At 70.9% G+C, this 26,277-nt stretch carries 21 protein-coding genes and 2 pseudogenes; 9 read left to right on the top strand and 14 right to left on the bottom strand.

All coding sequences use genetic code 11. From position 1 onward, the window contains the following. The 9 genes from ACODT5_RS08295 to ACODT5_RS08255 form a co-directional block, all read right to left on the bottom strand. Complete coding sequence (locus ACODT5_RS08295) at window positions 1-2,208, bottom strand: phage tail protein (protein WP_422518530.1); 2,208 nt, start codon at window positions 2,206-2,208, stop codon at window positions 1-3. After that, window positions 2,205-4,775 carry a putative baseplate assembly protein gene (locus ACODT5_RS08290; protein ID WP_422518529.1) on the bottom strand — a complete coding sequence of 857 codons (2,571 nt, stop codon included), beginning with the start codon at window positions 4,773-4,775 and terminating at the stop codon, window positions 2,205-2,207. The genes ACODT5_RS08295 and ACODT5_RS08290 overlap by 4 nt, the downstream gene beginning before the upstream one ends. Next, window positions 4,772-7,237: a baseplate J/gp47 family protein gene (locus ACODT5_RS08285; RefSeq protein ID WP_422518528.1), complete on the bottom strand. Its 2,466-nt coding sequence runs from the start codon at window positions 7,235-7,237 to the stop codon at window positions 4,772-4,774. The genes ACODT5_RS08290 and ACODT5_RS08285 overlap by 4 nt, the downstream gene beginning before the upstream one ends. A gap of 83 nt (window positions 7,238-7,320) precedes the next feature. Then, entirely contained in the window at window positions 7,321-7,731 is a 411-nt protein-coding gene (locus ACODT5_RS08280; RefSeq protein WP_422518527.1) for a GPW/gp25 family protein, read from the bottom strand. Then, window positions 7,728-8,045: a hypothetical protein gene (locus ACODT5_RS08275; RefSeq protein ID WP_422518526.1), complete on the bottom strand. Its 318-nt coding sequence runs from the start codon at window positions 8,043-8,045 to the stop codon at window positions 7,728-7,730. Before ACODT5_RS08275 ends, ACODT5_RS08280 begins: the two co-directional genes overlap by 4 nt. Then, window positions 8,045-8,551 (bottom strand): phage baseplate assembly protein V, encoded by a 507-nt coding sequence (locus ACODT5_RS08270; RefSeq protein ID WP_422518525.1) that lies wholly within the window; start codon window positions 8,549-8,551, stop codon window positions 8,045-8,047. The genes ACODT5_RS08275 and ACODT5_RS08270 overlap by 1 nt, the downstream gene beginning before the upstream one ends. Then, a complete protein-coding gene (locus tag ACODT5_RS08265; protein WP_422518524.1) occupies window positions 8,551-9,687 on the bottom strand; it encodes a hypothetical protein in 1,137 nt (378 codons plus the stop codon). The genes ACODT5_RS08270 and ACODT5_RS08265 overlap by 1 nt, the downstream gene beginning before the upstream one ends. A gap of 21 nt (window positions 9,688-9,708) precedes the next feature. After that, complete coding sequence (locus ACODT5_RS08260) at window positions 9,709-10,014, bottom strand: LysM domain-containing protein (RefSeq protein ID WP_422518523.1); 306 nt, start codon at window positions 10,012-10,014, stop codon at window positions 9,709-9,711. Between the two features lies 1 nt (window position 10,015). After that, complete coding sequence (locus tag ACODT5_RS08255) at window positions 10,016-10,672, bottom strand: hypothetical protein (protein ID WP_422518522.1); 657 nt, start codon at window positions 10,670-10,672, stop codon at window positions 10,016-10,018. Between the two features lie 246 nt (window positions 10,673-10,918). Here ACODT5_RS08255 and ACODT5_RS08250 point away from each other — a divergent pair, with 246 nt between their 5' ends. Beyond that, window positions 10,919-11,725 (top strand): AfsR/SARP family transcriptional regulator, encoded by an 807-nt coding sequence (locus ACODT5_RS08250; RefSeq protein ID WP_422518521.1) that lies wholly within the window; start codon window positions 10,919-10,921, stop codon window positions 11,723-11,725. A 48-nt stretch (window positions 11,726-11,773) separates the two neighbouring features. Here ACODT5_RS08250 and ACODT5_RS08245 read toward each other — a convergent pair. Continuing rightward, window positions 11,774-12,071: pseudogene (locus ACODT5_RS08245) on the bottom strand (IS982 family transposase); the annotation flags it as partial. A gap of 1 nt (window position 12,072) precedes the next feature. Next, window positions 12,073-12,183, bottom strand: a pseudogene (locus tag ACODT5_RS08240) (IS982 family transposase); the annotation flags it as partial. A 770-nt stretch (window positions 12,184-12,953) separates the two neighbouring features. On the opposite strand from ACODT5_RS08240, the gene ACODT5_RS08235 reads away from it, so the two are divergent. Continuing rightward, window positions 12,954-13,346 (top strand): transporter associated domain-containing protein, encoded by a 393-nt coding sequence (locus tag ACODT5_RS08235; protein WP_422519594.1) that lies wholly within the window; start codon window positions 12,954-12,956, stop codon window positions 13,344-13,346. Here the strand turns inward: ACODT5_RS08235 and ACODT5_RS08230 are convergent. Continuing rightward, window positions 13,267-13,812: an EF-hand domain-containing protein gene (locus tag ACODT5_RS08230; RefSeq protein ID WP_403720095.1), complete on the bottom strand. Its 546-nt coding sequence runs from the start codon at window positions 13,810-13,812 to the stop codon at window positions 13,267-13,269. The genes ACODT5_RS08235 and ACODT5_RS08230 overlap by 80 nt on opposite strands. A 731-nt stretch (window positions 13,813-14,543) precedes the next feature. Here ACODT5_RS08230 and ACODT5_RS08225 point away from each other — a divergent pair. Continuing rightward, on the top strand, window positions 14,544-14,846 hold the full coding sequence (locus tag ACODT5_RS08225; RefSeq protein WP_422518520.1) for a hypothetical protein: 303 nt from the start codon (window positions 14,544-14,546) through the stop codon (window positions 14,844-14,846). Between the two features lie 458 nt (window positions 14,847-15,304). Here the strand turns inward: ACODT5_RS08225 and ACODT5_RS08220 are convergent, their stop codons facing one another. Then, window positions 15,305-16,390, bottom strand: coding sequence for a TerC family protein (locus ACODT5_RS08220; protein ID WP_422518519.1), 1,086 nt, complete (start codon window positions 16,388-16,390; stop codon window positions 15,305-15,307). A 246-nt stretch (window positions 16,391-16,636) separates the two neighbouring features. Between ACODT5_RS08220 and ACODT5_RS08215 the strand changes: the two genes are divergently transcribed. The 4 genes from ACODT5_RS08215 (at window position 16,637) to ACODT5_RS08200 (ending at window position 22,736) form a co-directional block, all read left to right on the top strand. After that, a complete protein-coding gene (locus tag ACODT5_RS08215; RefSeq protein ID WP_422518518.1) occupies window positions 16,637-16,867 on the top strand; it encodes a hypothetical protein in 231 nt (76 codons plus the stop codon). A gap of 854 nt (window positions 16,868-17,721) precedes the next feature. Further along, entirely contained in the window at window positions 17,722-18,132 is a 411-nt protein-coding gene (locus tag ACODT5_RS08210) for a hypothetical protein (RefSeq protein WP_422518517.1), read from the top strand. A gap of 7 nt (window positions 18,133-18,139) precedes the next feature. Continuing rightward, window positions 18,140-19,087, top strand: a complete 948-nt coding sequence (locus ACODT5_RS08205; RefSeq protein WP_422518516.1) for a hypothetical protein — start codon at window positions 18,140-18,142, stop codon at window positions 19,085-19,087. 49 nt (window positions 19,088-19,136) lie between these two features. Then, a complete protein-coding gene (locus ACODT5_RS08200; RefSeq protein WP_422518515.1) occupies window positions 19,137-22,736 on the top strand; it encodes a CHAT domain-containing protein in 3,600 nt (1,199 codons plus the stop codon). Between the two features lie 116 nt (window positions 22,737-22,852). On the opposite strand, the gene ACODT5_RS08195 is transcribed toward ACODT5_RS08200, so the two are convergent. Beyond that, on the bottom strand, window positions 22,853-24,046 hold the full coding sequence (locus ACODT5_RS08195) for a tetratricopeptide repeat protein (protein ID WP_422518514.1): 1,194 nt from the start codon (window positions 24,044-24,046) through the stop codon (window positions 22,853-22,855). 1,162 nt (window positions 24,047-25,208) lie between these two features. Between ACODT5_RS08195 and panD the strand changes: the two genes are divergently transcribed. Beyond that, window positions 25,209-25,628 carry an aspartate 1-decarboxylase gene (panD, locus tag ACODT5_RS08190; protein WP_422518513.1) on the top strand — a complete coding sequence of 140 codons (420 nt, stop codon included), beginning with the start codon at window positions 25,209-25,211 and terminating at the stop codon, window positions 25,626-25,628. A gap of 14 nt (window positions 25,629-25,642) precedes the next feature. Continuing rightward, window positions 25,643-26,005 carry a GNAT family N-acetyltransferase gene (locus ACODT5_RS08185; protein ID WP_422518512.1) on the top strand — a complete coding sequence of 121 codons (363 nt, stop codon included), beginning with the start codon at window positions 25,643-25,645 and terminating at the stop codon, window positions 26,003-26,005. Window positions 26,006-26,277 lie beyond the last annotated feature (272 nt).

Genomic DNA, 26,277 nt, shown 5'->3' with positions numbered 1-26,277 from the left:
TCAGCTCCCACACATCCCGATCTCAAGCTGGACAGGTAGATACGGCGCGAGCGCCCGGGCCGCCGCGGCGACCCGCAGCGGCCGTCTGAGGTGATGGTGGACGCCCATCTCCGCCCCGCTCTCCCCGCCGGTGCGGATGGCCTCCGGGCAGCCGCGCGCCAGCGCGAGGTACACCGGCGAGCCGGGGTCCAGCGAGGCGTACACCGGCCCGGACGCCACGCCGCCCGCCGCTGCGGGTACGCATCGGTAGCGCCGGGGAGTGCGCGAGCCCGGACCGCTGTAGCTGAAGCGCAGGCAGCCGGTCTGTCGGTGCTCCGCGATGACCGTGCCGTCGAAGACGCAGCTGCTGCCGTCCAGGGAGCGGACCGTGACGTCGCCGCGAACGGTACTGCCCTCGAAGGAGGCGTGCGCGGCGGGCCCGGTCACATCCCCGTGTACCGCGCTGGCGCTCAGGCAGACGAACGGCGCCGTGCCGCTCAGGCCGATGCCGTTCAGCACACTGCGGATCACCCTGGTCTGCAGCTCGCCGTTGCCGCCGGCAGAGCCCTCGTCGACCCGGAGCCGACCGGTCAAGGTGCACTGGCTGATGCTGAGCGCGCCGAGCCGCCCCGACGGGACCACCAGGTTTCCTTCGAGCGCCAGCCCGTCGAGGACCACCGAGGAGCCCTCGGCCCCCCTGATCGTCAGATCACCGATCAGGTGCGGGCGTACGCCCTCCGGGGTGTACTCACCGGGCGTCGGGGCGTGCACTTCACCATGTGGTGAGTGTCCCTTGGGCCAGCCGGCAGCCACGAGCACCAGCCGGGCACCCGCCGGGAGGCTGACCTCCAGTCCGTGCTCCTTGTACGTCGCGCTGTCGGCGATCGACACCACGTAGGTGCTACCGGCCGCTGTCGCCTCGCCCGCGGTATTCCAGGTGGCCTCGGCCGCCCGGAGCCCGTCCGCGACGGTAGCCACGTCGTTCGGGCCGGGCGCTCCTGACCGTACGGAGGTCTGGCCCAAGAGTCGCTCCCCACCGCTCCCAGCGGCACGGCAGCGGTCCATGGCAAGCGCCGTCTCGTGCGTCGCGCTCCGGTCGTGACTGCCCGCTCCGACGTCGGCGAGTCCGCCGTACGCGTACCGGACGAACACCCCGCCGCGAGGGTGGTAGACCGCGCAGTTCTTGTAGCAGGTGAGGGTTCCCGCTACCGGATCCACGAGGACCTGCACCGCCGGACCTGACTTCAAGTCCTCAAGACCGCTGACCTTGACTGCCTGTGGGGGGAGATCGGTTCCGGTCTTCCCGATGCGGATGCCGAGGGGGAGGGAGCCGGCTGCGGCGTTCGGCTCCCGGGCAGCCCGCAGCAGGGCGAGCAGCCGTCTCGGCCGCAGCGGAACCGGCAGATCGGCCTCCTCCGCGAGGTGTTCGATCCCCCCTGACGACTCGTCTCCTGCAGGGAAGGCGAAGAGCGGCGACTCCCGGCGGAACGGGTCGAAGGTATACCCGTCGCCTGACATCCTGCGCCGCGCGTGTGACCAGCCGCCTGCCGTGCGGGTGGGCTGCTCGGAGGTGTCCGGGCTGCCCGGGGCGCCGATCTCGTACACCCGGAGCGGGTAGAGGAAGACGCCGACGGCCGGAATTCCGTAGCGTCCGCGCCCGGAGGCGATACGTCGGACTTCGGCGGTGTGCGCGAGCGGGTCCAGCCCGGGCGTCAGGGAGCGTGCGCCGGCGAGATCGAGCCCGGAGAGCTCGGCGCGCGACGCGTCCCGTACCGAGGCCGTCGCCGGACGTTCGGTACGGACATGGTTGACGTGCGTGCTCGTAGCGAGCAGACGGTAGAACTCCACTGCACGCGCGGGCCACCCGGTGACGTCCCGGGCCACCTGCTCCAGTACGCCGATGGTTCCCTTGCGCCTACGGTAGGCCGCCGTGTTCGCGACCAGCGCGCGCGGGCCGGCCTCGCGCCCCAGGCCGGTGGGCAGATCGTCGAGCCCGACCAGGTCGGCCAGGTACGGCACAACCCAGTCGGCGCAGGTCTCGATGAACCAGGCGTCGTAGAGGTCTTCGAGGTCGGTTTCCAGGAGGGCCAGCTCACCGGAGACGGCGCCGAGCAGCGACCGCACCAGGCCGCCGGCCTCCGTATCGCGGGCCAGGAGATGAGCCGGCAGCCGGGCCAGGAGGTACTCCAGCGGCTGCGCCGGGTATGCGGAGAGTTCGGTGGCGCTCACGGCATCACTCCGATCGTGATCGCACCGGGGTCCAGGGTGAGGAGTTGAGCGGGCAGCAGCCCCGCTCCCGCAGGCTCCCGGCGGGCGGGCTCGGCAGTCAGGACGGAGGCCCGGACGGTGGCGTTGCCCGGCAGCCGCCACAGCCGCGGCATGGTGCAGGCCACCACCCCGGGGGTTCGGCGGATCGTCACAAGGGTTCCTGCGGCGGTGACGGGCTCGGTGAACTGGCGGGTGGCGGGTGCGTACGCCCCCTTCAGCGCGGCACGGACCGACCCCTCGACGGTGGCGCGCTCGTACGCGGGGTCGTGCCGCAGCTCGACACCGAGGCCGAACCACAGGAGATCGCCCGCGAGGACCTCCAGCCTGGTGCCGGGGTCGCGGGCCGCTTCGAGTGCGGTCCGCAGATCAGCGAGCAGACCGGTGGACGGGGCGCTGCCGCCGGTTCCGAGGACACTGACGACGACCGCGGTGGAGGTGCCTTCCCAGATTCCGTCGGCGCGCGCCTTGCCGACGCCGGCGTAGCCGGAGGCGAAGTCCTCGTGGTCGGCGACCGACACGGCCCGGTCGAGGGTGCGGACGCGCAGTGGGGCGTTGCGTCGGGCGTCGGCGGGGTTCTCCGGCGGTGCCCAGTCGCGCGCGGGGGTGGGGTTGACGACCGACCGGATGCCCAGGGGGCGCTGGGTGAGCAGGGTGAGCTGTCCGGCCGCGGCCGCTCCGTCGGCGCCGATGCCGACGCGGTACGTGGCGACGACGTTCTCGACTCCGCTCGGGAGGCGGGCGCCGTGTGTACCGTCGCCGAGCACCAGACGGACCCCGCCGTCCTCCTCGCTGCGCAGGGTGTGCACCCTGTCGGTCCCGGTGGCGGTGTCGAGCGAGGGGGTCTCGGCCCAGGCCACGCCGTCCACGCGCAGCTCCAGAGCGGCACGCGCACCGACGGCGTTCGTGGCACGGACGTGGGTGAGCGGGGTGCGGCGGGGCCGGAATCGCGGGAACGGCACCCGGCCGTCACCGCTGCCGAGGACCTCGGTGACGGTCTCGCCGTGCGTGGCCGTGACGACGTTCGCCAGTACCCGCAGTGAGCGCGGGTCGAATTCCTGCGAAAGGTCGCGGTCGAGCGTGACGGTCATGGTGGGTTCGACACCGGCCGGAACCTCTTTGTCCAGGCACGAGACGACGACCGCGCGCTCGCGCAGCGGCGGAAGCTCCAGCGCCGCCGTCACCGCCGACGGCCCGGTGGGTGCGCTCCCGTTCGGATGTCCCGTGACGATGACGGTCTTCCCGACGGGCAGCAGCGGGTCGGTCCTTACCAGGTCCAGTTGGCTGCCCTTGACCTCCGCAGTCCGCGGTTTGCTCTGGGCAGGCAGGTGCCGCGATACGCAGTGCGCCAGGGTGGTGCGGCGCCCGAACAGGCTCAGGCCTTCCGAGGTGTCGAGGATGGCGCGTGTGATGCGTCCGCTGACCCCGTAGCGGGCGTCGCCGCCGGACTCCACGCCGACAACCCTGTACAGCTCGCGCATGCCTTCGTAGGCGAGTACGAGCCAGGAGGCTTCGGCCACCTGCTTGTGGTCACCGCCGGTGAGGCGTGGGTGGTCGCCGTCCAGCTCGATCACGATGTCCCCCATCACATGCGGGTCGGAATCGGGCGCGAGAACCCCGAAGTACTCCCATCCGACGGTTTTGGTGCCGCACCCCGTGATGCCCGGCGGGCCCGTTCCGTCGGAACGGCACAGCAGACCGGCGTCGGGGGCGTTCCATCCGAAGAGGTTGGCGCGCTCGTCGAAGGTGAAGACCTCGACCTCACGCTCCGCCACGAACGGCTCGGGAATGTCGATGTTCCCGAGCCTGGGCCGCACGCGCAGGTGCGTCCAGCCGGTGTGTCCGTCCGGTTCCTCGGCAACAGATTCGACGATCCGGAAATCCCAGTGTTCGTCTCCGTGTTTGTCGAACCGCTCGCGGCCGACGACGAGCAGTCCACTGCCCGGGCGTACACCCGTCCCGGTGGCCCGGACCCAGATGTCGGTGGTGCGCGCCGCCAGGACTTGGGGGACGGAGGGTACGAGGGGGATGGCGTTCCAGCAGGCGCGGGCCTGGAGCTCCTCGGACGTCTCGAAGGTCTGCGGCAGCTGGCCGGCAGCGGGCACGGACTGCACGGGGATGCCGGCGGGCACAACCGCGTGGCGAGGCGCACCCGGTGTGTCCTCGACCGTGAAGGCGAGGTCGGCGGAGGCCGCGACGCCGGGCCGCAGCTCATGGCCCAGCGTACGGGCCAGCTCGCGGACCGAACCCAACTCGACGGCGGTGCGCAGGAATCCCTCGTTGGCGATCCGCTCGGTGTAGAAGGAGACGACATCCGCGACGTACGCCCAGGTGTCCAGCAGCGCGACGACTGCGTCGCCCCCGTCGTAGCCGGTCTGTGCCGTCGCGGCGCGCATCCGGCCCAGCGAGTCCGCGTGGGTGGCGATGCGCCAGTCGAGGGCGGGGCGGCGCGGGAGGTTGTGGACGCGCGGCGCGGCCGGTTCCAGGGGGTCGCAGCCGCAGGCGGCACGGCATCCGCAGTCGAGGCTCACCGCTCACCCCGTACCCGGCAGGTCAGCCGCCCGTTCTCCGGATTGCTCGGATCGCTGTCCGCACGCAGCACCTCGCGGGAGGCGGCGTCGATACGGCCCCGCTTCACCTCGTCCGCGGGTGGCAGGCCCATGCGCCGGAAGCGCAGTTCGCGATCCTTGTCGTCGCCGATGTCCACCCAGGCCACGCCCGGCACGGCCATGGCGGTGGCGACGACATCGGACAGGAACAGTGGTGTGCCGAAGGTGAAGTTGTCCGGGTGGAAGAAGCCCCGGCTGCCGTCGGGAAGCCGCCCGACCGAAAAGGCGCGGGCGATCGACGCGGCGACGTCGCCGCGCCGGTGGCCGGGCAGGATGCACACCTCGATGACGATCTCCAACGGTACGTAGACCGGCCGCGCCGCCTCCACATCAACCCCGGCCATCCGGTGGGTCTCCAGCAGAGCGGCGACCTCGTCCGGCACGGACGGATCATTCGCGAGCGCGGCCAGCGGATCCACGGTCACCTCCTGGGCGTACCAGGACCCGGTCCACCGACGGCGGGCGACCGCCCGCTGTACGCCGGGATGCCGCATGGCCACGTCCGCGTAGTCGGATGAGGTGACCGCCCGCAACTGGAAGCGGAAGGCGTGCGGGGCCAGTTCGCGTACCTCGGCCAGTGTCTCCGGGTCGGCGCCGCCTGCCGCTGCCAGCGGGTTGCCGACCTTGACGCCGTCGATGGGGGTGTCGGAGCCGGGGTGGGCAAGCAGTGTGCCCAGGGTGTCCGGGCCGATGTTGCCCACCGTGCCACCGCCGATCCGGTACGTGGCGTGGAGCTCGCTGCCGGTTGCCGGGCGACGGCTCGGCGTACCGACTCCGAAGCGGAGCCGTGCGGTGCCGTCGTTCTCCGTCTCGACGGTGAAGGTGGCGGCGAGGCGGTCGCCGGACAGGAGGTCTGCTCCGGGCCGCCATACGCGCAGGCCGTCGTCGACCTTGATCTGGGCCTCGGCCCGTTGGGGGTCGGGCCGCAGAACGGCGCTCGCGCTGCGCTGCCGCATCGGGCTACGGTCCGCCCAGGCGAGGCCGGTGTGATTGAGCCGGGGGCGTCCGCGGCTGCCCGGCTGGAATTGCCGCAGGCTCTCCCGCCCGAGGGTGCCTCCGTGGTCCGCGACCACCACATTGGCGCGGGCCTCGGCCACGACCACCGGCTTGCCGCCGTCTCCCCGCTCACCGGTGGTGACGGGCAGCGGCACCCGCAGCGCGTCCGCACCGGCCCAGTGGATCTCCAGCACCTCCATGCCGGGGTATAGCGGATCCAGGTGCGGAACGGGGTCGCGGTCCAGCAGGACGGCCTGACGCCGGGCGGGGGACCCTGCCCGGCCGTCGTGGTCCCGAGGACCGAGGATCAGTACGTCCCCGGCACGCAGCAGCGGTGCTTCGGAGGGTCCGTAGGCGAGGAAGGCCGAGGTGGAACCCGCGGGCAGGCAGTGCTGGGCGTCGCCCCAGGAGTGGAGGGCGATCCTGTTCCTGGCCTGGGTGATCTCCGCCGGGGCGCAGGTCTCGAAGACGATGGCGCCGGCCTCCAGCGCGTCGGGGACGGTCCGCAGGACGGCGCCGGCGTTGTGGGCCTCGGTGACGGGGGTACCCATGGGCAGGAAGGACGATGCCCCTTCGGTGTTGAACGCCAGCCAGACGCGGGCGCTAAGACCCTCCCGCATGCGGTAGTCCAGCAGGCGGGCGTGGCGCCGCACCGAGGTGCGTCGGCGCGCCGTGGCCAGATATGCCTCGGCGGCGATGCCGTCCTGCCAGGCGGCGAGGCGGTCCCCCACGGCGGCGAACAGCTCGACGAGGGTGACGGCCGGGTCGGCCGGGCTGTGGTCGGTCCAGCCGGGGATCAGCGTGCCGAGCCGGTCGAGCAGCCGGGTCCGCAGGGCGTCGTAGTCGCGCGCGAGGTAGTCGAGTACCGGGGAGGCCGCGAGGACGGGTGGGCACTCGATGGTGGTGGCGCAGTCGAGTTCGGACGGGCAGTCGACGGTGAAGGTGAACGGCGCGCGGGCCAGCGGTTCGTCGAAGAGGGGCGGCGCCCCCTGGCCGTTCTCGGCGGTCAGCGCGAGCACGTAGGTCGACCAGTCCCCGCTGGAGGAGGTACGGACGACCAGGATGCGGTCCGGGCTGCCGGTGCTCGTGGCATTGGTCACGAGCAGGCGGTCCTCGACCGTGACACCGGCGGGCAGCACACCGCCACCCGTGATCGCGGTCGCGAGATACGCCCATTCGACGCGCACCGGGTTGATCCCCGGATCTGGCCGCACCCCGCCCAGCACGCGAACGGTCCCGGCGTGCAGCGCATTGGCGGCGGGGGCGTGCAGCAGGCGCACGAGCAGCGTGCGCTGCCGGAGCGCGCCGGCCACATGGCCGGGCGTACCAGGGGCGTTGGCCAGTACCTCGACGGAGTCGATGCCGTTCCAGGCCTGCGCCTGGTCCATGACGAGCGTGCGACGGGCGTCCCGGTCCACTGCGGCGGCGAAGGCCCCAGCCGTAAGGGGCGGCCCCCCGTCGTACGGCGGGCTCACGGCGGGCCGCCCGGGGTGCCGCCCGGGGTGCCGCTGACCGTGACGGCCCGCGGCGGACCGGCCACGGCGCCGGCTCGCAGCGGCGAGTAGACGACGGTCACATGAAGGGTGGACTCCTCGCCCCGCGCCCGGACTTCCTCGACCCTGAGCAGATCGCCGAGCCATTGCTGCAGGCATCCGTGGACGAGCGCCTGCGTGGCGCCCGCGAGTTCGTCCCCGGCCGGCGCGAAGACGAGGGCGTTGACGCCGCTGCCGAAGTCCGGCCGGTTGATCCGTTCCCCCGGCCTGGTGAACAGCACCGCTTCCACCAGCCCGCGCAGATACGCCTCGTCGTCGGACCGCAGGATTCGGCCACGCCGGTCCAGGCTCAGGGGAAAGCCCAGGTGGGCCGGGCCGCCCCGGGTCACGTGAGCCTCACCCTCGGCTGGGCGGTGACGACGGTGAGCGGCCCGCCCGTCGGCACGCACGTGGCGAAGCCACCCTGGATGACCAGGGGCTGGCCCATCGAGGTCACCCGGACGCTGCCGGCCGTCCAGGCCGCTGTGACGCATGGCCCGCCCGAGACCGGCGGGAAGGGGCAGCCGGCGACCATCCACGGTGCGGCCGTCGTGACAGCCGCCGCGCCGGAGAAGCGTACGCGCGGGCTGGGCATGGTCGGCTGCGCCTGCCCGCCGTGCACGCACAGCACACTCGCGCCCTGCTGCACTCCCGGACCCGGCATCACACCACCTCCAAGGCGCCGTTGTTGACCGATACGGTGGCGGGGGTGAGCTTCACACTGGACGCGCCGATGGACAGTTCGATGCCGCCGGCCGTGCAAGCGATCTTCATCGGCACGACGGCCGCGGGCGCTCCGACCTCGATCGTCAGCCCGCCCGCCCCCGGTAGATCGCTGAGCGTGATCGTGACGGAGTCGGTCTTCCACACCTTGACCTGGGGCAGACCCGGCAGCGGAGCCTTCTCGAGGAAGGCCCAGGTCGCCCCGGCCAGAATCGGGAACTGAGAGTTGCCCGCCTCGAACTCCACCCACACGGACGCGCCCAACGGGGGTGCCGCGAAGAAGCCCACGCCCGGCCCGGCGTACGGCACGCACGCCTCGGCCCAGGCCAGCTTGCCGTCACCGAGCACCGCGGGGACCGATACCTGGACCCGCCCGCGCACCTGCGGGTCGACGTTGTTGACGACCTTGCCCCGGTACTTGCCGTAGAAGCGCGGCATCTCCTCCATCAGACCACCCCGCCCACCGGAATCACCGGTGTCAGCGCGCCGTGACCGTCCCTGGCCAGGACGAACGAGGCCTGGTAGCCGCCGGGCGCCAGCTCGTGCCTGACCTCGCGCACGTACCAGAGTCCGTCGTGCGACCAGCCGGCGCCGCGTACTCCCACGAGCGCGCGCGGGCGCAGCACCCCGCCGTAGCGGACCCCGTCCAGCCGGCCCTCGGCGATCACGGCGTCGAGTGACCTCTCGACCTGCGCACGGGCCTGCGAGTACGCCGCGACCGTGCTGCTGGTGGCCCCGCGCAGCCGACGGCTGCGGGTCTGGCCGATGTTGGCCGCGGCGAACGGCACGGCGGCGAGCGGCGGGCGCAGTCCGGCGGGCACCATCACCGGGACGGCGAGCCCGGTTTGACGGTCCATCACGGAACCGTCGATCGCCACCGGGCTCAGGGCCTCCGTACGGAAGTTGATCTCCGTCACGTTGGTCTGCGGCCCGAGGTCCACCGAGAGCGCGGGCTGTGGTGGACCGGTGCGCACGGCGGGCCCCCAGTAGAAGGTGCTGGTGCCCGGCGCCGGCCCGGGCGTCGCGTACGTGACATGACCGTGATCGCGGGCCAGTGCCACCAGGTGTGCCAGATCGGTGCCGTGCTGCGTCGGCACCCGGTCGATGGGCAGCGGCGGATCGAGGACGGGCGGCGGCACGACTTTGGGCAGGATGCCTCGGGTGGCGTACGGGGTGAGGATGCGCAGCACCTGCGTGTGGGCGTCCATCGCGGGGTGCTCGATGTCGCGTTCCTCCCGATCCAGCAGGTACGAGATGTCCTCGCCGGTCACGGTCAGCGTCGCCGCTCCCGGGCTGTCCCCGGGGACCAGCCGCACCTCGGTGACGATTCCGTCGGAGAGTACGAAGGGGACGGCGCCCAGGTGGACGACCACCACCACGCGCGAGAAGGCGGCCAGCGGGGGGCCGGTCAGCCCGACGACGTCGAAGGCGCCCGCCGTGGCGGACCTTCCCGCGTCGAGGGTGAGGGTGAAGGCCGATCGCTCCTCGTCGTTCTCGGTCACCACGACGGAGCGCAGCCGGGCCGTCAGTGGTCCGGGCAGCGGGACGGGCAGGGTCCGGCCGGCAAGTACGGTCAGCCGCATGCCGAGAGAGGGCACTGGGACTCACACCCCCGGAATCGGAATGACGAGCAGTGCACTCTCGGCGTCGGGGCCGACCAACTCATCCGGGTCGAGGGCGCCGTTGGCGTCGGCGATGAGCCAGAACGCGGTGGGGTCCCCGAGGTGGCGCGCCGCGATCAGGTCCATCCGGTCGTCCCGGGCGACCTGGTGCAGCGCCAGTACGGGCAGCCTCTGCGGGTCCGGCAGGGGGCGGCGGAGCAGGTAGCGCACCTCGCGAGTACCCCCGACGCCGTCGATGACCGTGGCCGTCGCGATGTCGATGCCCGCATAGCGGCTCAGCCCCGGCATCTCAGGCCCCCGCCGCTGTCGTCAGCGTGGAGACGGCGCCGGTGACCGATGCCGCCGAGGCCATCGTCTCCTTGAGTACCTGGTGGACCAAGAACAGCGCGTACCCGGGATCGGTCACCGGAAGATCCTGGTACGAGAGGACCTGCGCGGAGACCTCGACCGATGCCCGTGTCGGATTCAGTGCCGTGTCAAAGGCCTGCTCGGTGATGGACAGGCTCTCCAGCCGGATGGGCACCACCCTCGCGGGCCCCCAGACCAGCAGCGTCAACGGCCCCTCGGGTGGCAGGACGGCGATGGTCCCGGCAAGCAGCTGGAGGGAGTTGGCGATCACCAGTTGGCTGCTCGGGTACAGGAGCATCTCAAGTGCTGCCAGCTGTCCGGCGATTCCGGTCGCCGCGGCCAGCGGGTCACCCGTCTCGAGTTGGTCGGCGGCGTCCACTTCGACCGTCATGGTGATCGACTCGACCGGAGCTCCCCAGATCCGGTGCGCATCCGCGGGAGCGACCGCCTTGTCCTGGGGCGCGGAGCGCGGGCGTACGGACCGGGTCACCGAGTCCGGGTTGTACTGGAAGATCACGATGCGCGCGAGCGGGTTCGTACGAGCGACGGCCACGATGGCGCCACGCAGCGTGCGCGGACTTCCCGGAAAGGTCCCCATGGCTCAAAGGTCCACACCCTGCGTCACGGTGGTGTCACCCGTCCATCACCGGCATCGCCGGCCGTCACCCTGGTCACTCCGGGTTTCACCCGCCTGGCCAGGGTGTCACTGTCGTTTATTCAGGAGGACCTCGGCATCTTCGACCGAAGAGGACGCGACGAACTGGCGCGCAGCGACGGCCGCGAGCCCCTGGCGGGAAGGAAAGCGATGACCGGTGCGCAGGGAGAGCCGAGCGTTCGACCTCGGATGAGCGCCCAAGGGGGTGCGGTCCGGCCACGACGCCCCCCGAGCCCCGCCTGCCGGCTGGTCGGCATCACCCTCTCGGGCGGCTTCCGGCTCCTCCTCGAGGACCGCGAGGTCGAACTGCCCGGTGGTGCACAGCGCCTGGTGGCCCTGCTGGCCTTGCGCGGCCGGATCAGCCGCAGCTCTCTCGCCGGCACGCTCTGGCCGGACACCGACGAGCATCGGGCGCTCGCCCGGCTGCGCACCGCGATCTGGCGCGTCAACCAAGCCGTACCGCACCTCGTCGCCAGCGTCGGCAGTCAGATCGATCTCAGCGCACACGCCGAGGTGGATGTCCGCGACCAGATCGATCGCTCGATGGACGTACTTCGCGGCACTGCTGCCGATCCGGGCCTCTGGGCGGAGAGTGTTCCGCCGGGGGACCTCCTGCCGGACTGGCAGGACGAGTGGCTCATCGACGACCGTGAGCGTCTGCGTCAGTTGCGGCTGCACGTCCTGGAGGGCATCGCCGGACAATTGTGCGAGAAGGGGCACTTCGGCCTGGCGATCGACGCGGCGCTGACGGTGCTGCGCGCCGACGTCCTGCGGGAGAGCGCGCACCGGGCGCTGCTGCGCGTGCACCTGGCGGAGGGCAACATCGCCGAGGCCCGGCGGGCCTATCAGGCTTGTGTGGAGATCTTCGAGCGCGAACTCGGCGTCCGCCCCAGTCCGGCGACGAGCGATCTCCTATCGCCCCGCCCGTCCGTCATCGCGGTGCCCAGGCCATCGCTGAGCTCCCATAGGCCCCCGCTTGGGGCTCGGCGCCACTGACCCGGCAGTCGTGCCCTAGATGAATGAGTCCGAGGAGTGTCGTTGCGGTCAGTGATCGTAGGCGGTCAGTGACCGTTTCGCGGGTTGATCGGTTTTGTTGTTGTGCCAGATCGCCGCTGTGAGGGCGAGGGTCCGGCACAGGATGCGGACTGCGACCCCTGCCGGCTCTTACCGCCGTGGCGTTCCAGGTCAAGCTGCCCTTTGAGGGTCTGGTTGATCGACTCGCGATGACTTGCCGCAGCGGTTTGAACAAGTGCGCGCCGGCCCGCTCGGCCTCCCCTTTGCGGGTCGGCCGCAGCAACTCCAGGTGACGCTCGGTGAGGTCATGCTCGAAGGCACGACCGAAACGCTGACATCACCACGAGCGTGACCAGTTCAGCGTCACTGAGCGTGGGCGTGATCCCGACGGCGGGACGCCACGGGGCCAACCATGGCGAAGCCTTCAACTCGTTGTCGATCCGGGCATGGAGTGCTGTCGCGAGGGTGTACCAGGTCCGTCTTCACACACTGACACATGCGAATGGTTGTAATCTGTGGAGACCGCCCTTGACCTGCAAAAAAGCAGGCAGGGAGCAGACAAATCGGGAGTCTCCGTGCTTCGCACCATGTCCAAGTCCCACATCTGACATCCGGACGTTTTCGCAGGTCAGCGTGGTGCTGTCGGGGTCCAGGTCAGCAAGTAGTCAGCATCGGTCCCAATCATGTCCCGCCGTTGCTGATCTCGGTGACCGCAGGGGCGAATGTCGGCGGCCTCCCTTCTGCAGCGGAGGCTTGGCTCTTACCCTGCTGGTCACAGCAGGGTCTTCGCGTTCTGGTGGTAGGCCCGTACCTGGCCCGAGACCTTGGACCGCCGGTTGCTCGTGGCCGCCAGATGAACCGACGAGCCCGCAGGCCCGCGAGTGTCCCTGCGCCGTCTTGGGTCACCCCGCGATCCAGCACTCAGCGGCGGCGCCATTACCCCGGCTCGAATCCACGGACGGGCTGGAGAAGGCGTCGTATGCGTCGCCGGCGGAGCAGGATGGATCGAGGTGGCATTCGCCCATCTGTTCCGGACTATTACTTTGGGACTGCTGGCACGCGAAAGTGATTTTCCCGGGCCGTCCGCGTGTGGAGCGGGCGCATCGCCAATCTTCGTTTCCTCTGCTAGTGCGTTCACGGCGGAGGATGCCGTGGCGTTCCGTGCTGTGTCCGATGGCCTTGACGGCAGAGACGCCTCGGCTTTCTCGGACTGACGGCGCCCGACGGACCGTGCGAGACCCTGGCCGGCCTGATCGCCGCGCGACTCGAGCGCCTTCCCGTCGAGGGCGACACGGCCACCGTGGACGGCTGGGAGCTGACGGTCCTCGCCATAGAGCACCACCGCGCCGACCGGGTGTCGATCACGGCCCCGGCCGGTTCCACCCAGAGAAGCGCCGATGACCGCGATCCAGCTACTGATCGGCGCGCCTTTGCCCTGATCGCCAACGCTCTTCGTCGGCGCCGAGTTCGCCGTGATCTCCGTAAGCCGCAGCCAGATGACCGCCGCTCCAGAGCCACATCGGTCAATGGACGCCGAGGAAGATGCCGCCCGGGGTGCTCAGATCGTCGTTGTAGAGGTGGAACGCCCGGATGGACTTGGTGACTTCCTGCTGGGAAATGAAGGCGTCACGGTCCAGGTCCAGCCGTTGGAAGACGAGTGGAGCGTCCTCGGGGGAGATCCCCCAGAGGCCCAGGTACCTGGCGAACTCATCCCGGCTGATCTTCTTGTCCCCGTCGACGTCCACGACGTCGAACACGGCCCGCGCGATGTCATCCAGCAGATGGGATCCGTTAGCGCCGAATCCCGCAGCCCGGTTCGCCGCGACGAACTCGTCGAGGGACAGGCGCTCCTGCCCCGGCGTCGCCTGCTGCAGCAGTCCCAGCCACTGTGACCAGTACGCCCGTTCCAGAGAACTGATCTTAGGGTCACCCTTGGCCAGCCCGTAGCCGGTCGCGTACCTGTCCACGATCCGCTCGTGGTCACCCCACCCGACGAAACCGTCCTCGTCGGCGTCCAAGGCCACGAACAACCTCCGCAGCCTGCGGGTGATCGGATCGGCGATGGCCATACGTCATGTCCTTCCTGAAAGGGCGACCGGCCGGGAGCGGCGCCGACGCTCCCTCATTGTGACCGTACCGGCGAGATGCCCGCGGCCCTGCTGCCCTGAGTCATCCCTGATATACCCCCCTACCCCTCCCTGAGATGTGTCAGGTTCTTTTGGCAGGTACTTCCGGAAGGTGCCAGGTTTGAGTGACCGGTACGGACGAAGGGGGTCGCGATGCCCGCGCTGACGTTGTCTTGTCGGACTTCTTACGGAAGCCGTCCAGCATGCGTCGCGACTCAGTGAGCTCCAGGCGCCCGCACTTCCGCGAGCCGGCATGACCGGCTGAGCCGAGCCTGTTGACGTGTCGCTGACGGAGTCTTGACGGGACTCGCCGCACCCTCGTTAGGAGGGCACCAATTGCGTGCTCCGGATGGCTGTCTTCGGCGCAACGGCCGGTAGGTTCCTGCCCGTTCCACCGCCGGGGGATCCGCATGTCACGTGACGAGCCGGAGGGGGCCTTTATGGGACGGGCCCCCGGCGGCGCATCGCTCGTTCCGGCCCCGCCGATCCCACTGATAGGTCTCTCCATGCGTCCCGCCGCCACCCGGCAGGTACCTCCCGTCCGGACTCCGTCGCAGGCTATATCCAGCACCTGGAATCCCTCTTTCGTGTCCGATGCTTGGTCGTGGTTGAACTACAAGCCGATGATGACGGCCGCCAGAGGCGGGCAGCCTCATCGGTCCCTCACACCTCAAGTGCAGGTCGCATGGGTTCCCCGTGATGCTCGCCACCGGCACGCCGCGTACAAGATCCTCGCTGCAAACGACGCGAATCAGGCCGGGGAGCTGGCCGTCCTCACCCGCAACGATGCGGGCGCCGAGCGGAGGGAGTTCGGTGACGCCGCCGTGTTCGTCGACACCGCCCTCGCGCACCTCCTGGGCAAGTCCCGGCAGAGCGTGGTTGCAGGTGCCGGACAGGCGCGCGCACCTCTCCCCGCCGAGGGCGGGGCCGTGGCTGCTCCGAGGTCGGCGGCGGATCCGTCACCGGCTCGGCGGTGAGTCTGCTCCTGCGTCTCCTCGTCGCTGACGATGACGTCGAGTGGGTTGAGGTCAGCGAGTTCGGTTGGGCCGTGTACGGCTGCGGCCAGACAGGTCGGAGAGGACAGGCCGCGTCAGCGTCAGGCGGTGCCCGGCCGCAGCCATCGCGCCGGCCCGGCAGTCAGCCGGGCCGGGAATGCCCATGTCGACCCTGTTCTTGAAAGCTACGGTTGGGTGGCGTGCTCGCCGGAATCAGGCTTGTGCCTGGGATCCAGGCGGTAGTCGGGGCAGTCGCGGTTCTGACATGGGCCCGGTCCCCACACGGGAACGAATACCCCCAGGTTCTTATGGCGGTGGGGTGTGGCCGGCACGGACTGCTGGCAAGTCGGACACATGTACGCTTCAGGCTTGCGCTTCATCTTGACCATTTCTTTACGATATGCCTGTTTTGCCCGGTCGGGAAGTGGTCGGCTTCCGGACTATCCCGAGCGTGGGGGCGCTTCACCCTCTTGATCTGGTGGGCCGGTGGGCGGCTCAGGGTCATCCACCACAGGTGGTGTGCTACGCGCCTCGACCTGATCGGTGGCCTCGGAGGCGTCCCTCTGTTCGTCAGCCTGTTCCAGAACGCGTATCGGGGCCGACCTTCTGAGGCTGAGCACCACGGAGCCCGTCAGGACGACGACAATGACGGCGAGGCTGATCGGTGAGGGGATTTCCGGGATGCTTGGGCTGATCAGCTTGTGTGACGCCTGGAGGATGAGCTTGACGCCGATGAAGGCGAGGATGATCGCCAGGCCCTTGTTCAGGTAGTGGAAGCGGTCCAGGAGCCCTGCGAGCATGAAGTAGAGGGCCCGCAGGCCGAGGATGGCGAACGCGTTGCTGGTGTAGACGATGAAGGCGTCGTCGCTGACCGCCAGGACGGCCGGGACGCTGTCGACGGCGAAGATCAGGTCGGCGGCCTCGATCGCGGCGACCACCGCGAGCAGCGGGGTCGCCACACGCTTGCCGGCTTCCCTGACGAAGAACTTCGCCCCGGCGTATTCGTCGCGCACCGGGATGATCTTGCGGAGCAGCCGCACGGCGAAGCTCTTACCCGGGTCGAAGCTGTCCTGCTCGTCCTTGAGGAGCTTGTACGTGCTGTAGAAGAGCACTGCCGCGAACGCGAACAGCACGGCGGTGAAGCGGCTGACGACGGCCACGCCGAGGGAGAGGAAGATCCCGCGGAAGACGAGGGCGCCGATGACGCCGAAGAACAGCACGCGGTGCTGGTAGGCCCTGGGTACCTTGAAGTAGGCGAAGATCACGGCGAAGACGAAGAGGTTGTCGACCGACAGGCTCTTCTCCAGCAGCCAGGCCGTCGTGTACTCGGTGCCGGCGGTCGTGCCGAGGACGAGGAAGACGACCCCGCCGAAGATCAGGGCGAGGCTCACCCACAGGCCGCTCCAGGCAGCGGCTTCTTTGAAGCCGATGACGTGCGCGGTGCGGTGGGACAGCAAGTCGATCGCCAGCGACACCACCACGGTCGCGGCGAACGCCCCCCACAGCCAGAGCGGGACCTCAAGCACGCCGAACACCCTCACCTCGGCCCGCGCGAAATGCGTAGGCCTCTTTATCGCAGTGTGCGGCTTCGCGCCCGCTGGGGCACGCGGAACGGTCTCGGTACCCGTCGTCGGCGCAGCGTGCGTCCGCCCCGGCCCTCGGGTGCAGGCCGGGGCGGACGCACGCATGATGGGGGGTGGGGTAGCGGTTCCTCAGGGAGGCGCCTGATGGCGGGAAGCCACCACTTTCACCTTGATGCCAGGGGCCACTCGGTGACCGTGAACGTCCACAGCGGCCATCCGGGACTGGTCGAGCTGCTCGTCGACGGCAAGGAGACCGGCCGCTCCTCCCTGCATGGGAACCGCCCCGAGGTCGTGAGCGGGGAACTGCCCACAGACCCACCCGCGTCCGTCACCGTCCGCGTCACTCCCGGACCTGGCACGCCCCGCTGTACCGCTGTCATAGACGGAACGAAGATGATGATGTCCCCGCGTGCCTTCTGAACCGGGGGGGCGATGCGACGGCAACACCGGGCCCAGTACGCGGGGGCACGCGGTCCGATGGCGTCATCGGCGGTTGGCGTCGGTAGCCAGTACGGCCCGCCCAGGAGCAGCGACTTAGAGGTCCCCTGTGTCCTCATGTGCCTGATGTGTCGTCAGGTAAGTCGGCATCTGGTCGGCATCGGTCCCCGAACATTTCGAAGTAGCTGTCCGATTCGAGGTGTGGTCGGCGGCGCGACCGCGGCCTGGTTCGAGCGGAAGTGCAGGCGAGGAGCCTTCTCGCCAGCGGGAATCGATGTTCCTTTTTTTATCTTCGATCCGACGCGTGTCAGTGTAGGGTGAGACCGCCCCTGACCTGCAGAAAGCCGGCAGGGAGCCGCCTTCTAGGAGCTCAAATTGCTGCGCACCATGATCAAGTCCCACATCTGACATCCGGACGTTTTCGCAGGTCAGCGCGGTGCTGTCGGGGTGCAGGTCAGCAAGTAGTCAGCATCGGTCCCGATCATGTCCCGCCGTTGCTGACCTCGGCGACCGCAGTGCGCCGAACCGCCATCCGCATCCGAAGGGCCCCACCGCATCCCGAGCCCCTCACGCACCTGACCCTGCGCAGGAAGCGCACCATCCCCCGTAACCCGGGCGGCCAGACCCCCGGGATACGTGACCACGCGAGCATGCCCGGCATGGAGCGCGGGTCGCTGATCTTGATCGGTCTGACCTCTGACCAGCGTCCGGTAGTCCGTGCCGTGACCAATGCGCGCGGATGTGGTGGGCGCTGGCCTCTTGGGAGGAACCGGCGAGCGGTAGAGTCGGGGAACCTGTGGACGGACACCGGCATCGGCGGAGGGCGACAACGGCGCATGACCTACGGCATGTTGGTGGATCCGAGGGCAGGCAGCGAGGGCGCCCCACGGCTGGAACTCCCCGCCGGGACTTCCCTGGACGACGCGGCCGCGGCCCTGGGCCGGCTGCTCGCCGGGGACGAGCGGCTGGACCGGGTCGTCCTGGTCGTCGGCGGCGAGGAGACCGGCGCCACCTCCCGCTCTTACGCCCGCGTCGTCCTCGGGAGCACGTCCCGCGGCCCCGGCGACGAGGCCCGTGCGGCGGTGCCGGGGGAATCCACCCGGTTCAGCGTCATCGCCTTCCGCTGCGATGCCTGCGGGAGCCGCGCCTACACCGCCTTCTACGATGACCGGTACCGGCCGGTGTGCCGGGTGGGCGACCACGGATCCATGGAACTCTCCTCTGCACCCCGCGGGGAACGGGGGTGATCCCGGCGTGAGTCTCGCCCCGGTGATCCCCAAGCCCCTCGACGGCTCCGTCCGCTTCTTCTCGGTGGCCTACCTGCCGACCTACGCTGCCACGCTGTTCGTCCTCCTGCTGATCTGGGCTGGCGCTCCCGGGGTGGACGTCTCCCCGCGGCGCGCCTGGCGCACTGCCACCGGCGTTGGGGCCGGGCAGGCGGTGTGGATCGCCCTCGGCACGACCCTGGTCGCCCTCGTCCTCCAGCCCTTCCAACTTGCCGTGATACGGCTACTGGAGGGCGGATGGCCCGATGCGCTCGGTGCCGGGCCATGCCGCGCGCTGCAACGGCGCAGGAAGGAACGCCTGGCCGCGCGCGCCGAATCGGCCGGCCTGGCGCACGACGCCTCACCCGGACAGGTGCAGCGGGCGGGCGCCGCGGCGGCCCGGCTGCGGCAGCGCTACCCGCTCCCCGAGCACCTGTTGCGGCCGACCGCCCTCGGCAACGTACTGGCTGCGGTGCGGGACACGGCGGGCCGGGAGTACGGATGGGACGCGGCCGTCGCCTGGCCGCGGTTGTACCCGGTGCTCGGCGACCGGGCGCGCGCGGTGGTCGACGACTGCCGCGACTCGCTCGACGGCGCGGCCCGGCTCTGCATCACCGGCGGGGCGACCGCGCTGGTCAGCGCCGCGCTGCTGCTGCGCTCGGGCTGGTGGCTGCTGCTCGCACTGGTCCCGGCCGCGGTGGCGGCGCTCGCCTACCACGGGGCGGTCCAGTCCGCCCTCGGGTACGGAGACGCCGTCCGCGCCGCGATCGAGCTGCACCGCTTCGATCTGCTGGAGGCCCTGCACCTGCCGCTGCCCGACAGCCTGGAGGAGGAGCGGACCCTGGCGCACGCGCTGTGCCTGCACTGGCGCCAGGGCGTGCCGCCGCCCTCCCGATACGAACATCCCCCCGAACCGCCGTCAGCACAGGGGAGTTGAGTGCGCGCAGCGGGCCCCGCCCGGCCCGTGGGGCCGTACCGTGGAGAACATGGGTGACGAGGCGTCCCGCTCGCAACGACCGTCCGGCCGATCCGCTGGCGCATCCGTCGACGAACTGCACAGCCGCGGTCTGCACGAGACCGAGCTCTACCTCCGTACCGGAGACCTCTCCGCTCTGCGACGGGCCCGCGACCTCCACCAGCGGGTCGTGGACGCCGGCTCAGCCCGGACCCACGGGCGGGACGTGCACCTGAGGAATCTCGCCAACGCGGAAGACCAACTGCACCGGCACACCGGCGACCTGCCCGCACTACTGCGAGCCATCGACCTCTACCGGCGCGCACTCGACGCCGCCCCCGAGGGCCGGACGGACATCGAAGGCTGCCGGTACGGCTTGGGCCGCGCCCTGCGGCTGCTGCACCAGCACACCGGGGAGCCAGGCCTGCTGGAGGAGGCCGTCGCCCTGCTCCGCAGCTCCGCGCAGTTGCCGCCGGCGGAGCCCGCCGAACGGGCCGGCCAGTTGGGCGGACTCGCCGAGGCCCTGGACGAGCTGCACGTCCTCAGCGGTGACCCCGAACACCTCCGGGAAGCGATCGCCGTGCTGCGCGTCGCCCTGGCCCACACTCCGCCCGGCAGTCCGCAGGCAGTGGTCCGGCGGACCAACCTTGCCGGGTATCTCGACAGCTGGTACGGCCTCACCCAGGACCGGTCTGCCCGGGACGAGGCGGTGGACCTGCTGCGCAGGATGCGCGAAGAGGTCCTGCGCGACGGCGGAACCCCGCCTTGGCGGCCGACGGTCAACCTGGCCGGGTGGCTGGCGGACAGGTTCCGCCAGGACGGCAGCCTCGGCGAACTGGACGAGGCCGTCGCCCTGCTGCGTCGCGTCCTGGAATCCGAGGCCGACACGCAGGAGGACTTCAACGAGACCTACCGGCTGGTGGTGACGGTCCGGGTCTCGGAACTCGCGCTGCAGCGGGCCGCGCACTGCGGGCAGGTCCGCTGGGCGGACTGGGCCGTGCACACCCTGGTGCAGGCCGTCCGCGCCCTCCCGTACGAGGACATCAACCACGGGGTCGTCCTGTTCGAACTGGGCAAGGCACACGCGGAGCGCTACCACCTCACGGACGACCCGGCCGACCTGGAGACGGCCGTCGCCCGCCTCCGTACCGCCCTCGACGCGTTGGGCATGAGCCCCCACAACGCGGCCAACCGCAGGGCCGCCTCCTCCGATCTCGCCACCCACCTGCTCCGACGCCACGCCCGCACCGGCTCCCCGGCCGACCTGGACGAGGCCGTGGCCCTCCAGCAGGAGGCCGTACGCGGCGCCCGGCCGGACGAGGAGAACTTCCCCGCGATGAACGCGGCCCTCGGCCAGAGCCTCCTGGAACGCTTCCACACCCGGCACGACCTCGGCGACCTCGACCGGTGCGACGACCACCTGCTGCGCGCCCTGGCGCTCCTGCCCGCAGGGGCCCCGAACCGTGCCGCGGTCCTGGCCACCCTCAGCAACGCCCACCTCGCCCGGTACGAGCACACCGCCCACCGCCCGCACCTCGACGAGGCGGTCGCCATACAGCGCGAGGCCCTCGACGCCACCACCGCCGGGGCACTGGAGCGCCCCGCCCTGCTGGGGAACCTCGCCTCCCTGCTGCGCCTGCGCCACGACGCCGGCGGCGGCACCGGCCTCGCCGACGCGGACGAGGCCGTGGGGCTGCTGCGCCAGGCGCTTGCCCTGCGGCCGGAGCGTTCGGACTTCCACCGGACGACCGCGCACCAGCTGGCGGAAGCCCTGCGGTCCCGGGCAGAGACCCTGGGGGGCCTCGCGGACCTGGAGGAGTGCGTCGACCTGCTGCGCACGGTGGTCGCCAGCTTCCCGGCCGGCCAACCCGGACAGATCTCCGCGCGCAGCGCACTCGCGGAGGCCCTGCACGAGCTGTGCCGGGCCACGGAGAACACCGGACTGCTCGACGAGGCCTACGAGGCGGCCCGCGGCGCCGTGGCAGTGGACACCGCGCCCGTGCAGGCGCGACTGCGCGCCCGGGCCACGCTTGGGCAGGTCTGCGGTACGAGGCACGACTGGGAGGGGGCAGAGTACTGGCTGACGGAGGCGGTCCGCTTGCTGCCGCGGCTCGCCGCACGCGAACTGACCCGTACCGACCAGCAGTACGTCCTGGCCCGGGAGCAGGGCCTGGCCGCCGAGGCCGCCGCCTACGCCCTCCAGGTTGGGCGGCCCGACCGGGCCCTCGAAGTGCTCGAACACGGGCGCGGTGTGATCCTCGGCCGGCTCCTGCAGTCCAGGGAGACCGATGTAGCCAGGCTGCGGGAACGCGCGCCGGAGTTGGCCGAGCGTTTCGTCCGGCTGCGCGACGCCCAGGACCCGCAGCCCTCCGGCAACGCCCCGTCCGCGGGACAGGCGGCCGAGCGGATACGGGTCCGCGAGTTCGAATGGGACCTGCTCGTGGCGCAGATCCGGGCCGTGCCCGGCCTGGCCGATTTCCTGCGCCCGCCGACGGCCGGGGAGATCGTGCGCCGGGCCGGAACGGGGGCGGGGGAGGGCGGCAGCCCCGTGGTGGTGGTCAACATCAGCATCCGCTGCGACGCGCTGATCGTGACCGACGGCCGGATCGAGGTGGTGCCGCTGAGGACCACCGTCGAGGAGGTCCACCGCCGCGTCTCCCAATTCCTCACCGCCGTCGACGCCCCGCCCTCCGGCCCGGCGGGCGGGAGCGTGGCCGAGCGGGTGGCACGCCAGGAGAGCGTGGCCGAGCTGCTCGAATGGCTTTGGGACACGGTGACCGGGCCGGTGCTCGACCGCCTGGGCCCCGCCCCGGCCCCCACCGGGGCGGACACGCCGCCACGGCGCGTCTGGTGGTGCCCCCAGGGGCCGTTGGCCTTCCTTCCCCTGCACGCGGCCGGCTACCACGGCCCGCGCGCCACCCCGGACCAGCCGCGCTGCGCCCTGGCCCGGGTGGTGTCCTCGTACACCCCGACCGTCGCCGCCCTCCACCACGCGCGGACGAGGAGGGTGCCCACGGCCCGGACCGCCGCCCGCCCCCTGATCGTCACCATGTCCCGCACGCCGGGGGAGGCGGCGCTGCCGAACGCGGAGGTCGAGGCCCATGCCATCGGGCGGCATCTGACGGGACCAGGCGGCCCCGTCGCCCTTGCCGACGAAGCGGTGACCCGGGACAGCGTGCTGGAGGCACTGCGCCACGCCCGGTCCGCGCACTTCGCCTGCCATGCCGTGACCGACCCGCAGGATCCTTCGGCCTGCCGGATCCTGACGCACGACCACGCGACGCGCCCCTTGACCGTCACCGACGTGGCCGGGCTGCGGCTCGACTACGCGCACCTGGCGTTCCTGTCGGCGTGCGCGACCTCCTCCACCCGGCAGGACCTGGTGGACGAGGCCATCCACATCACCAGCGCCTTTCAACTGGCCGGCTTCCGGCACGTGGTGGGCACGCTGTGGCCCGTCGCCGACGAACTGGCGCCGGAAGTGGCCGAGTCCTTCTACGAGGCGCTCGCCCGACCGGAGTCCGCCGACGACGAGGTGGCCCTCGCCCTGCACGCGGCCGTGACCGCTCTGCACGACCGGTATGCCTGGTTCCCGTCCCTGTGGGCTGCGCACGTCCACGTGGGGGTGTAAGGGCACCGGTCACCCAGAGCCGATCCGGCCTGCGGATCAATACACCTAGGGCCTGTCGTCAAACTCCCGTCTGCCTCGCGGCGTCTGGGGCGAAGACGGGAGTTTGACGACAGGCCCTAGGCCCCGCGCACCGTCCGCAAGTTCTCCCGGGCCTCGGCCGTGCGCGGGTCACCGGGGCCGAACCGGCGCTCGGCCGCGGCGACGACCCTGCGGCACAGGGCCTCTGCCTCCCCCCGGCGGCCCTGACGGTGCAACATCGCGGCGAGGCTGCTGAGGCTGTGCAGGGTATCGGGGTGGTCGGGGCCGAAGAGGTTCGTACGGCTCTCCACCACGGCGAGCATGAGCGCCTCGGCCTCCGCCACCCTGCCCGCGCCGTGCAGCACCGAGGCCAGGTTGTTCTGCGCCAGCAAGGTGTCCGCGTGACCTGGGCGGGTACGCACCCGCTCCTCCACCACGCAGCGGTAGCTCCGCTCCGCCTCGTCCCACCGCCCCAGGTCGGCGAGTACGGCGGCGTGGTTGGCCCGTGCGTCCAGGCTCAGCGGGTCGGCGGGGCCGTAGAGCCGGGCGGCGTCCCGTGCCACCTGCCCGTACAGGCGCTCCGCCTCCTCCGGCAGACGCAGCGCGCGGCAGGTGCCCGCCAGGTCGTTGCGGCTCCTCAGGGTGTCGCGGTGCTCCAGTCCCAGGACCCGCTCACGGCCGGCCAGTGCCTGGCGGGCCAGCCGCTGGGCCTCCTCGGGCCGGTTGCGCCGGAGCGCCAGGCGGGCCAGGTGGGCGAGGCTCCTCAGGGTCTGCGGATGGTCCTCTCCCGAGGTGCGCCCGTACTCCGTCCACACCGTCCGCATCAGTGCGTCCGCCTCCGCCAGTTCGCCCAGTGTCTCCAGCGCCCGGGCCAGGTAGGACGTTGCGGCCAGAGTGTCCGGATGGCCGTGCCCGAGGACGGTCCGGCGGCCGGCCACGACGTGGCGCAGCAGGTCCACCGCCTCGTCCGCGCAGGCCTGCCGCCACAGCACTTCGGCCAGTTCGTAGGCCGCGGTGAGGGTTTCGGGGTGGCTCTCGCCCTTCTGTTCCCGGGCGGCGCTCAGCGTCCAGCGCGCCATCGCCTCCCGCGTCATCCGGAGCTTGACGTCGATGACGGGGATCCCGTCGTGCCCGTCGTAGGTCGTCATGCTGTAGGAGGCGCCCTCGCCCAGTTCCCCGGTCTGTGGAGCGTGCTCGGCGACCTCACCGGCCGTCCCGGCCTGCACGCCCTCCTCCGCGGACCGCCGCCCCAGCCCCAGTCGCCGCCCCAGTGAACGCCATCCACCGCTCATCGTCCGGTCCCCTCCGTCGTACGGCCCCGGTCGTCCTCCCATGGTTGCGCAACGACCGCCGCGGGGACAGGGCCACTACGCCTCCCACAGCACCCCAGGGCGTCGGGGCGGCTTCCTCCAGGACTACGACCTGCAGATCGTCTGTGCGAGGAGCCAACTCCTCCTTGCCATCATGCTTCAGGACAACCCCGTAAACGTGACGGTCCTCGTTCCGATGGTGAGAAGGACCCAGGACAAGTGCCAGGTGGGCGTCTTGAGAACGTCGCCCTTTCGGGGATGCCAGGCGGACTTGGGTGGTTCAGCCAGCTGGCGTGAATGAGGCTCCGGCGTGCATTCGCGGCAGGGGACGGTGCGGGGTTGCTGGAGTGCGCCGAGGGCCTGGTTGAGGTCGATGGGACGCCGCCGGGCTGGCAGCCGATGACGTGGATGAGGCGTGCTCCGGGGCGGTGGGGCAGGTTCTGTACGGGCCTTGACCCCGGATTTTGGACACCGGAGACACTTGGATCTTGATGGTCCAGGAGAACGGAGTCCCCGTGGGGGATGAAGCATTACCCCGCCGGCTGGACGTTGCTCTCCCTGTTCCGCTTCCGGCGGTCTGGCACAAGCCGATTCGATCTCTGGACCCGCGTCTTGATCTTGATGTCATGTCGATGCGCGTGATCCATGAGCCTGCCGCAAAAAGCTTTGGCCGGCGATTTCTCAGGTGTGGGGGAAAGAGTGACCGGAGGGGAGGGGTGAGCGAGGTGGTCTACGAGCCTGGGCAATTCGGCCAGGCGGAAGTGAGCGCTGGCAGCACGGCAACTGGCCCGATGCGGAGGGTGCAACCCGCCTCGCGACGACCGGCCAATTGATCAGGGTGGGAGGTCTGAGGCAGCCCCCGGGGGAGCGGTTCGTCCCGCGCCCCCATGCCTCTGATTGGCCATCAGGTAAGTCAGCATCTGATCAGCATCAGTCCTCAAGCGTTCCAGAGTGGCTGACCGAGTGGACGCCTGGTCGGCGGCGTCACGACAGGCTGGTTCGCATGGAAGTGCAGGCGAGGAGCCTTCTCGCCAGAGGGGGTCGATGTTCCTAATAATCTTCGATCTGACGCGTGCCGATGTACAGTGAAGACCGCCCTTGACCTGCAGAAAGCAGGCAGGGAGCCGTCTTCTAGGAGTCCAAAGTGCTGCGCACTCTGTTCAAGTCCAAGATCCACCGGGCCACCGTCACCCAGGCCGACCTGCACTACGTCGGGTCCGTGACCATCGATGCCGACCTCCTCGATGCGGCGGACCTGCTGCCCGGCGAGCTCGTGCACATCGTGGACATCACCAACGGGGCACGGCTGGAGACCTACGTCATCCGGGGCGAGCGCGGATCCGGGGTCATCGGGATCAACGGGGCCGCCGCGCACCTGGTGCACCCCGGTGACCTGGTCATCCTCATCAGCTACGGGCAGATGGACGACGCCGAGGCGCGCGTGTTCGAGCCGCGCGTCGTCCACGTCGACGGCGACAATCGCATCATCGAGCTGGGTGTGGATCCGTCCGCCCCGGTTCCGGGAACGGACCAGGAGCGCAGCCCCCACGCGGTGGCTGTCTGAGGGGAGTCGGGACGATGGCGCAGACCGGGTCGAGCGAATCGATCAAGATCGTGGACGACCGTGCGGCCGGTCGGCTGCTGGCCGTCGAGGACGGGGCGGTGGTCGGACACATCGCCTACTTCGTGCTCGCCGAGGCGCCCCACGCCCTCGTGGCGGTGCACACGATCGTCGAGCCGGGCCACGAGGGCCGCGGTATCGCCGGGAACCTCGTGAAGAGCTTCTACGGGATTGCGGCCGACGAGGGCGTGCCCGTCGTCCCGCTCTGCCCGTATGCCGCGAGCTGGGCCGTCAAACACCCCGAGCAGGCGCCCGAGGCGCCGGCCGGGGTGGTGGCCGCCGCCAAGGCGCAGCTCGCCTCGGACTCCGACCTCTGGTGAGACCTCTGGTGACTCCGTCCGGCGGCCGGGTCTGACTCTGCTGCACACCTTGCCCCGTGCGCGTGCCGGTCCTCGACGCCCTGCGCGACCGGCAGCACCCGGTGGCGCCGGAGCTGCTGGAGGTGGAGGGGGCCCGTGCGCCGGGGACCGCGTCGCAGGTTCCGGCCGTCGTGCGGGAGGTGCTGTCGGGTTCCCGGCGGGCCCGTCCTGGTCACCATCCGGGTGCCGGTGCTGTCCGGCCCCGCGGCCGCCCTGGGGATGTAGCCCGGCGG

The organism is Streptomyces tatrensis (genome assembly GCF_049310065.1).
Lineage (GTDB): Bacteria > Actinomycetota > Actinomycetes > Streptomycetales > Streptomycetaceae > Streptomyces.
Note: the sequence above shows the minus strand (reverse complement) of the source record. Positions and strands in the feature narration are given on the sequence as shown.

Excerpts from the sequence above, each read along its gene's own strand:
- ACODT5_RS08210 (WP_422518517.1), top strand. The coding sequence starts at position 17,722 with ATGACCTACGGCATGTTGGTGGATCCGAGGGCAGGCAGCGAGGGCGCC.
- ACODT5_RS08260 (WP_422518523.1), bottom strand. The coding sequence starts at position 10,014 with ATGCCGGGGCTGAGCCGCTATGCGGGCATCGACATCGCGACGGCCACG.
- ACODT5_RS08185 (WP_422518512.1), top strand. The coding sequence starts at position 25,643 with ATGGCGCAGACCGGGTCGAGCGAATCGATCAAGATCGTGGACGACCGT.
- ACODT5_RS08265 (WP_422518524.1), bottom strand. The coding sequence starts at position 9,687 with ATGCGGCTGACCGTACTTGCCGGCCGGACCCTGCCCGTCCCGCTGCCC.
- ACODT5_RS08230 (WP_403720095.1), bottom strand. The coding sequence starts at position 13,812 with ATGGCCATCGCCGATCCGATCACCCGCAGGCTGCGGAGGTTGTTCGTG.
- ACODT5_RS08270 (WP_422518525.1), bottom strand. The coding sequence starts at position 8,551 with ATGGAGGAGATGCCGCGCTTCTACGGCAAGTACCGGGGCAAGGTCGTC.
- ACODT5_RS08200 (WP_422518515.1), top strand. The coding sequence starts at position 19,137 with ATGGGTGACGAGGCGTCCCGCTCGCAACGACCGTCCGGCCGATCCGCT.
- ACODT5_RS08195 (WP_422518514.1), bottom strand. The coding sequence starts at position 24,046 with ATGAGCGGTGGATGGCGTTCACTGGGGCGGCGACTGGGGCTGGGGCGG.
- ACODT5_RS08285 (WP_422518528.1), bottom strand. The coding sequence starts at position 7,237 with ATGGACCAGGCGCAGGCCTGGAACGGCATCGACTCCGTCGAGGTACTG.
- ACODT5_RS08275 (WP_422518526.1), bottom strand. The coding sequence starts at position 8,045 with ATGCCGGGTCCGGGAGTGCAGCAGGGCGCGAGTGTGCTGTGCGTGCAC.
- ACODT5_RS08255 (WP_422518522.1), bottom strand. The coding sequence starts at position 10,672 with ATGGGGACCTTTCCGGGAAGTCCGCGCACGCTGCGTGGCGCCATCGTG.
- ACODT5_RS08250 (WP_422518521.1), top strand. The coding sequence starts at position 10,919 with ATGAGCGCCCAAGGGGGTGCGGTCCGGCCACGACGCCCCCCGAGCCCC.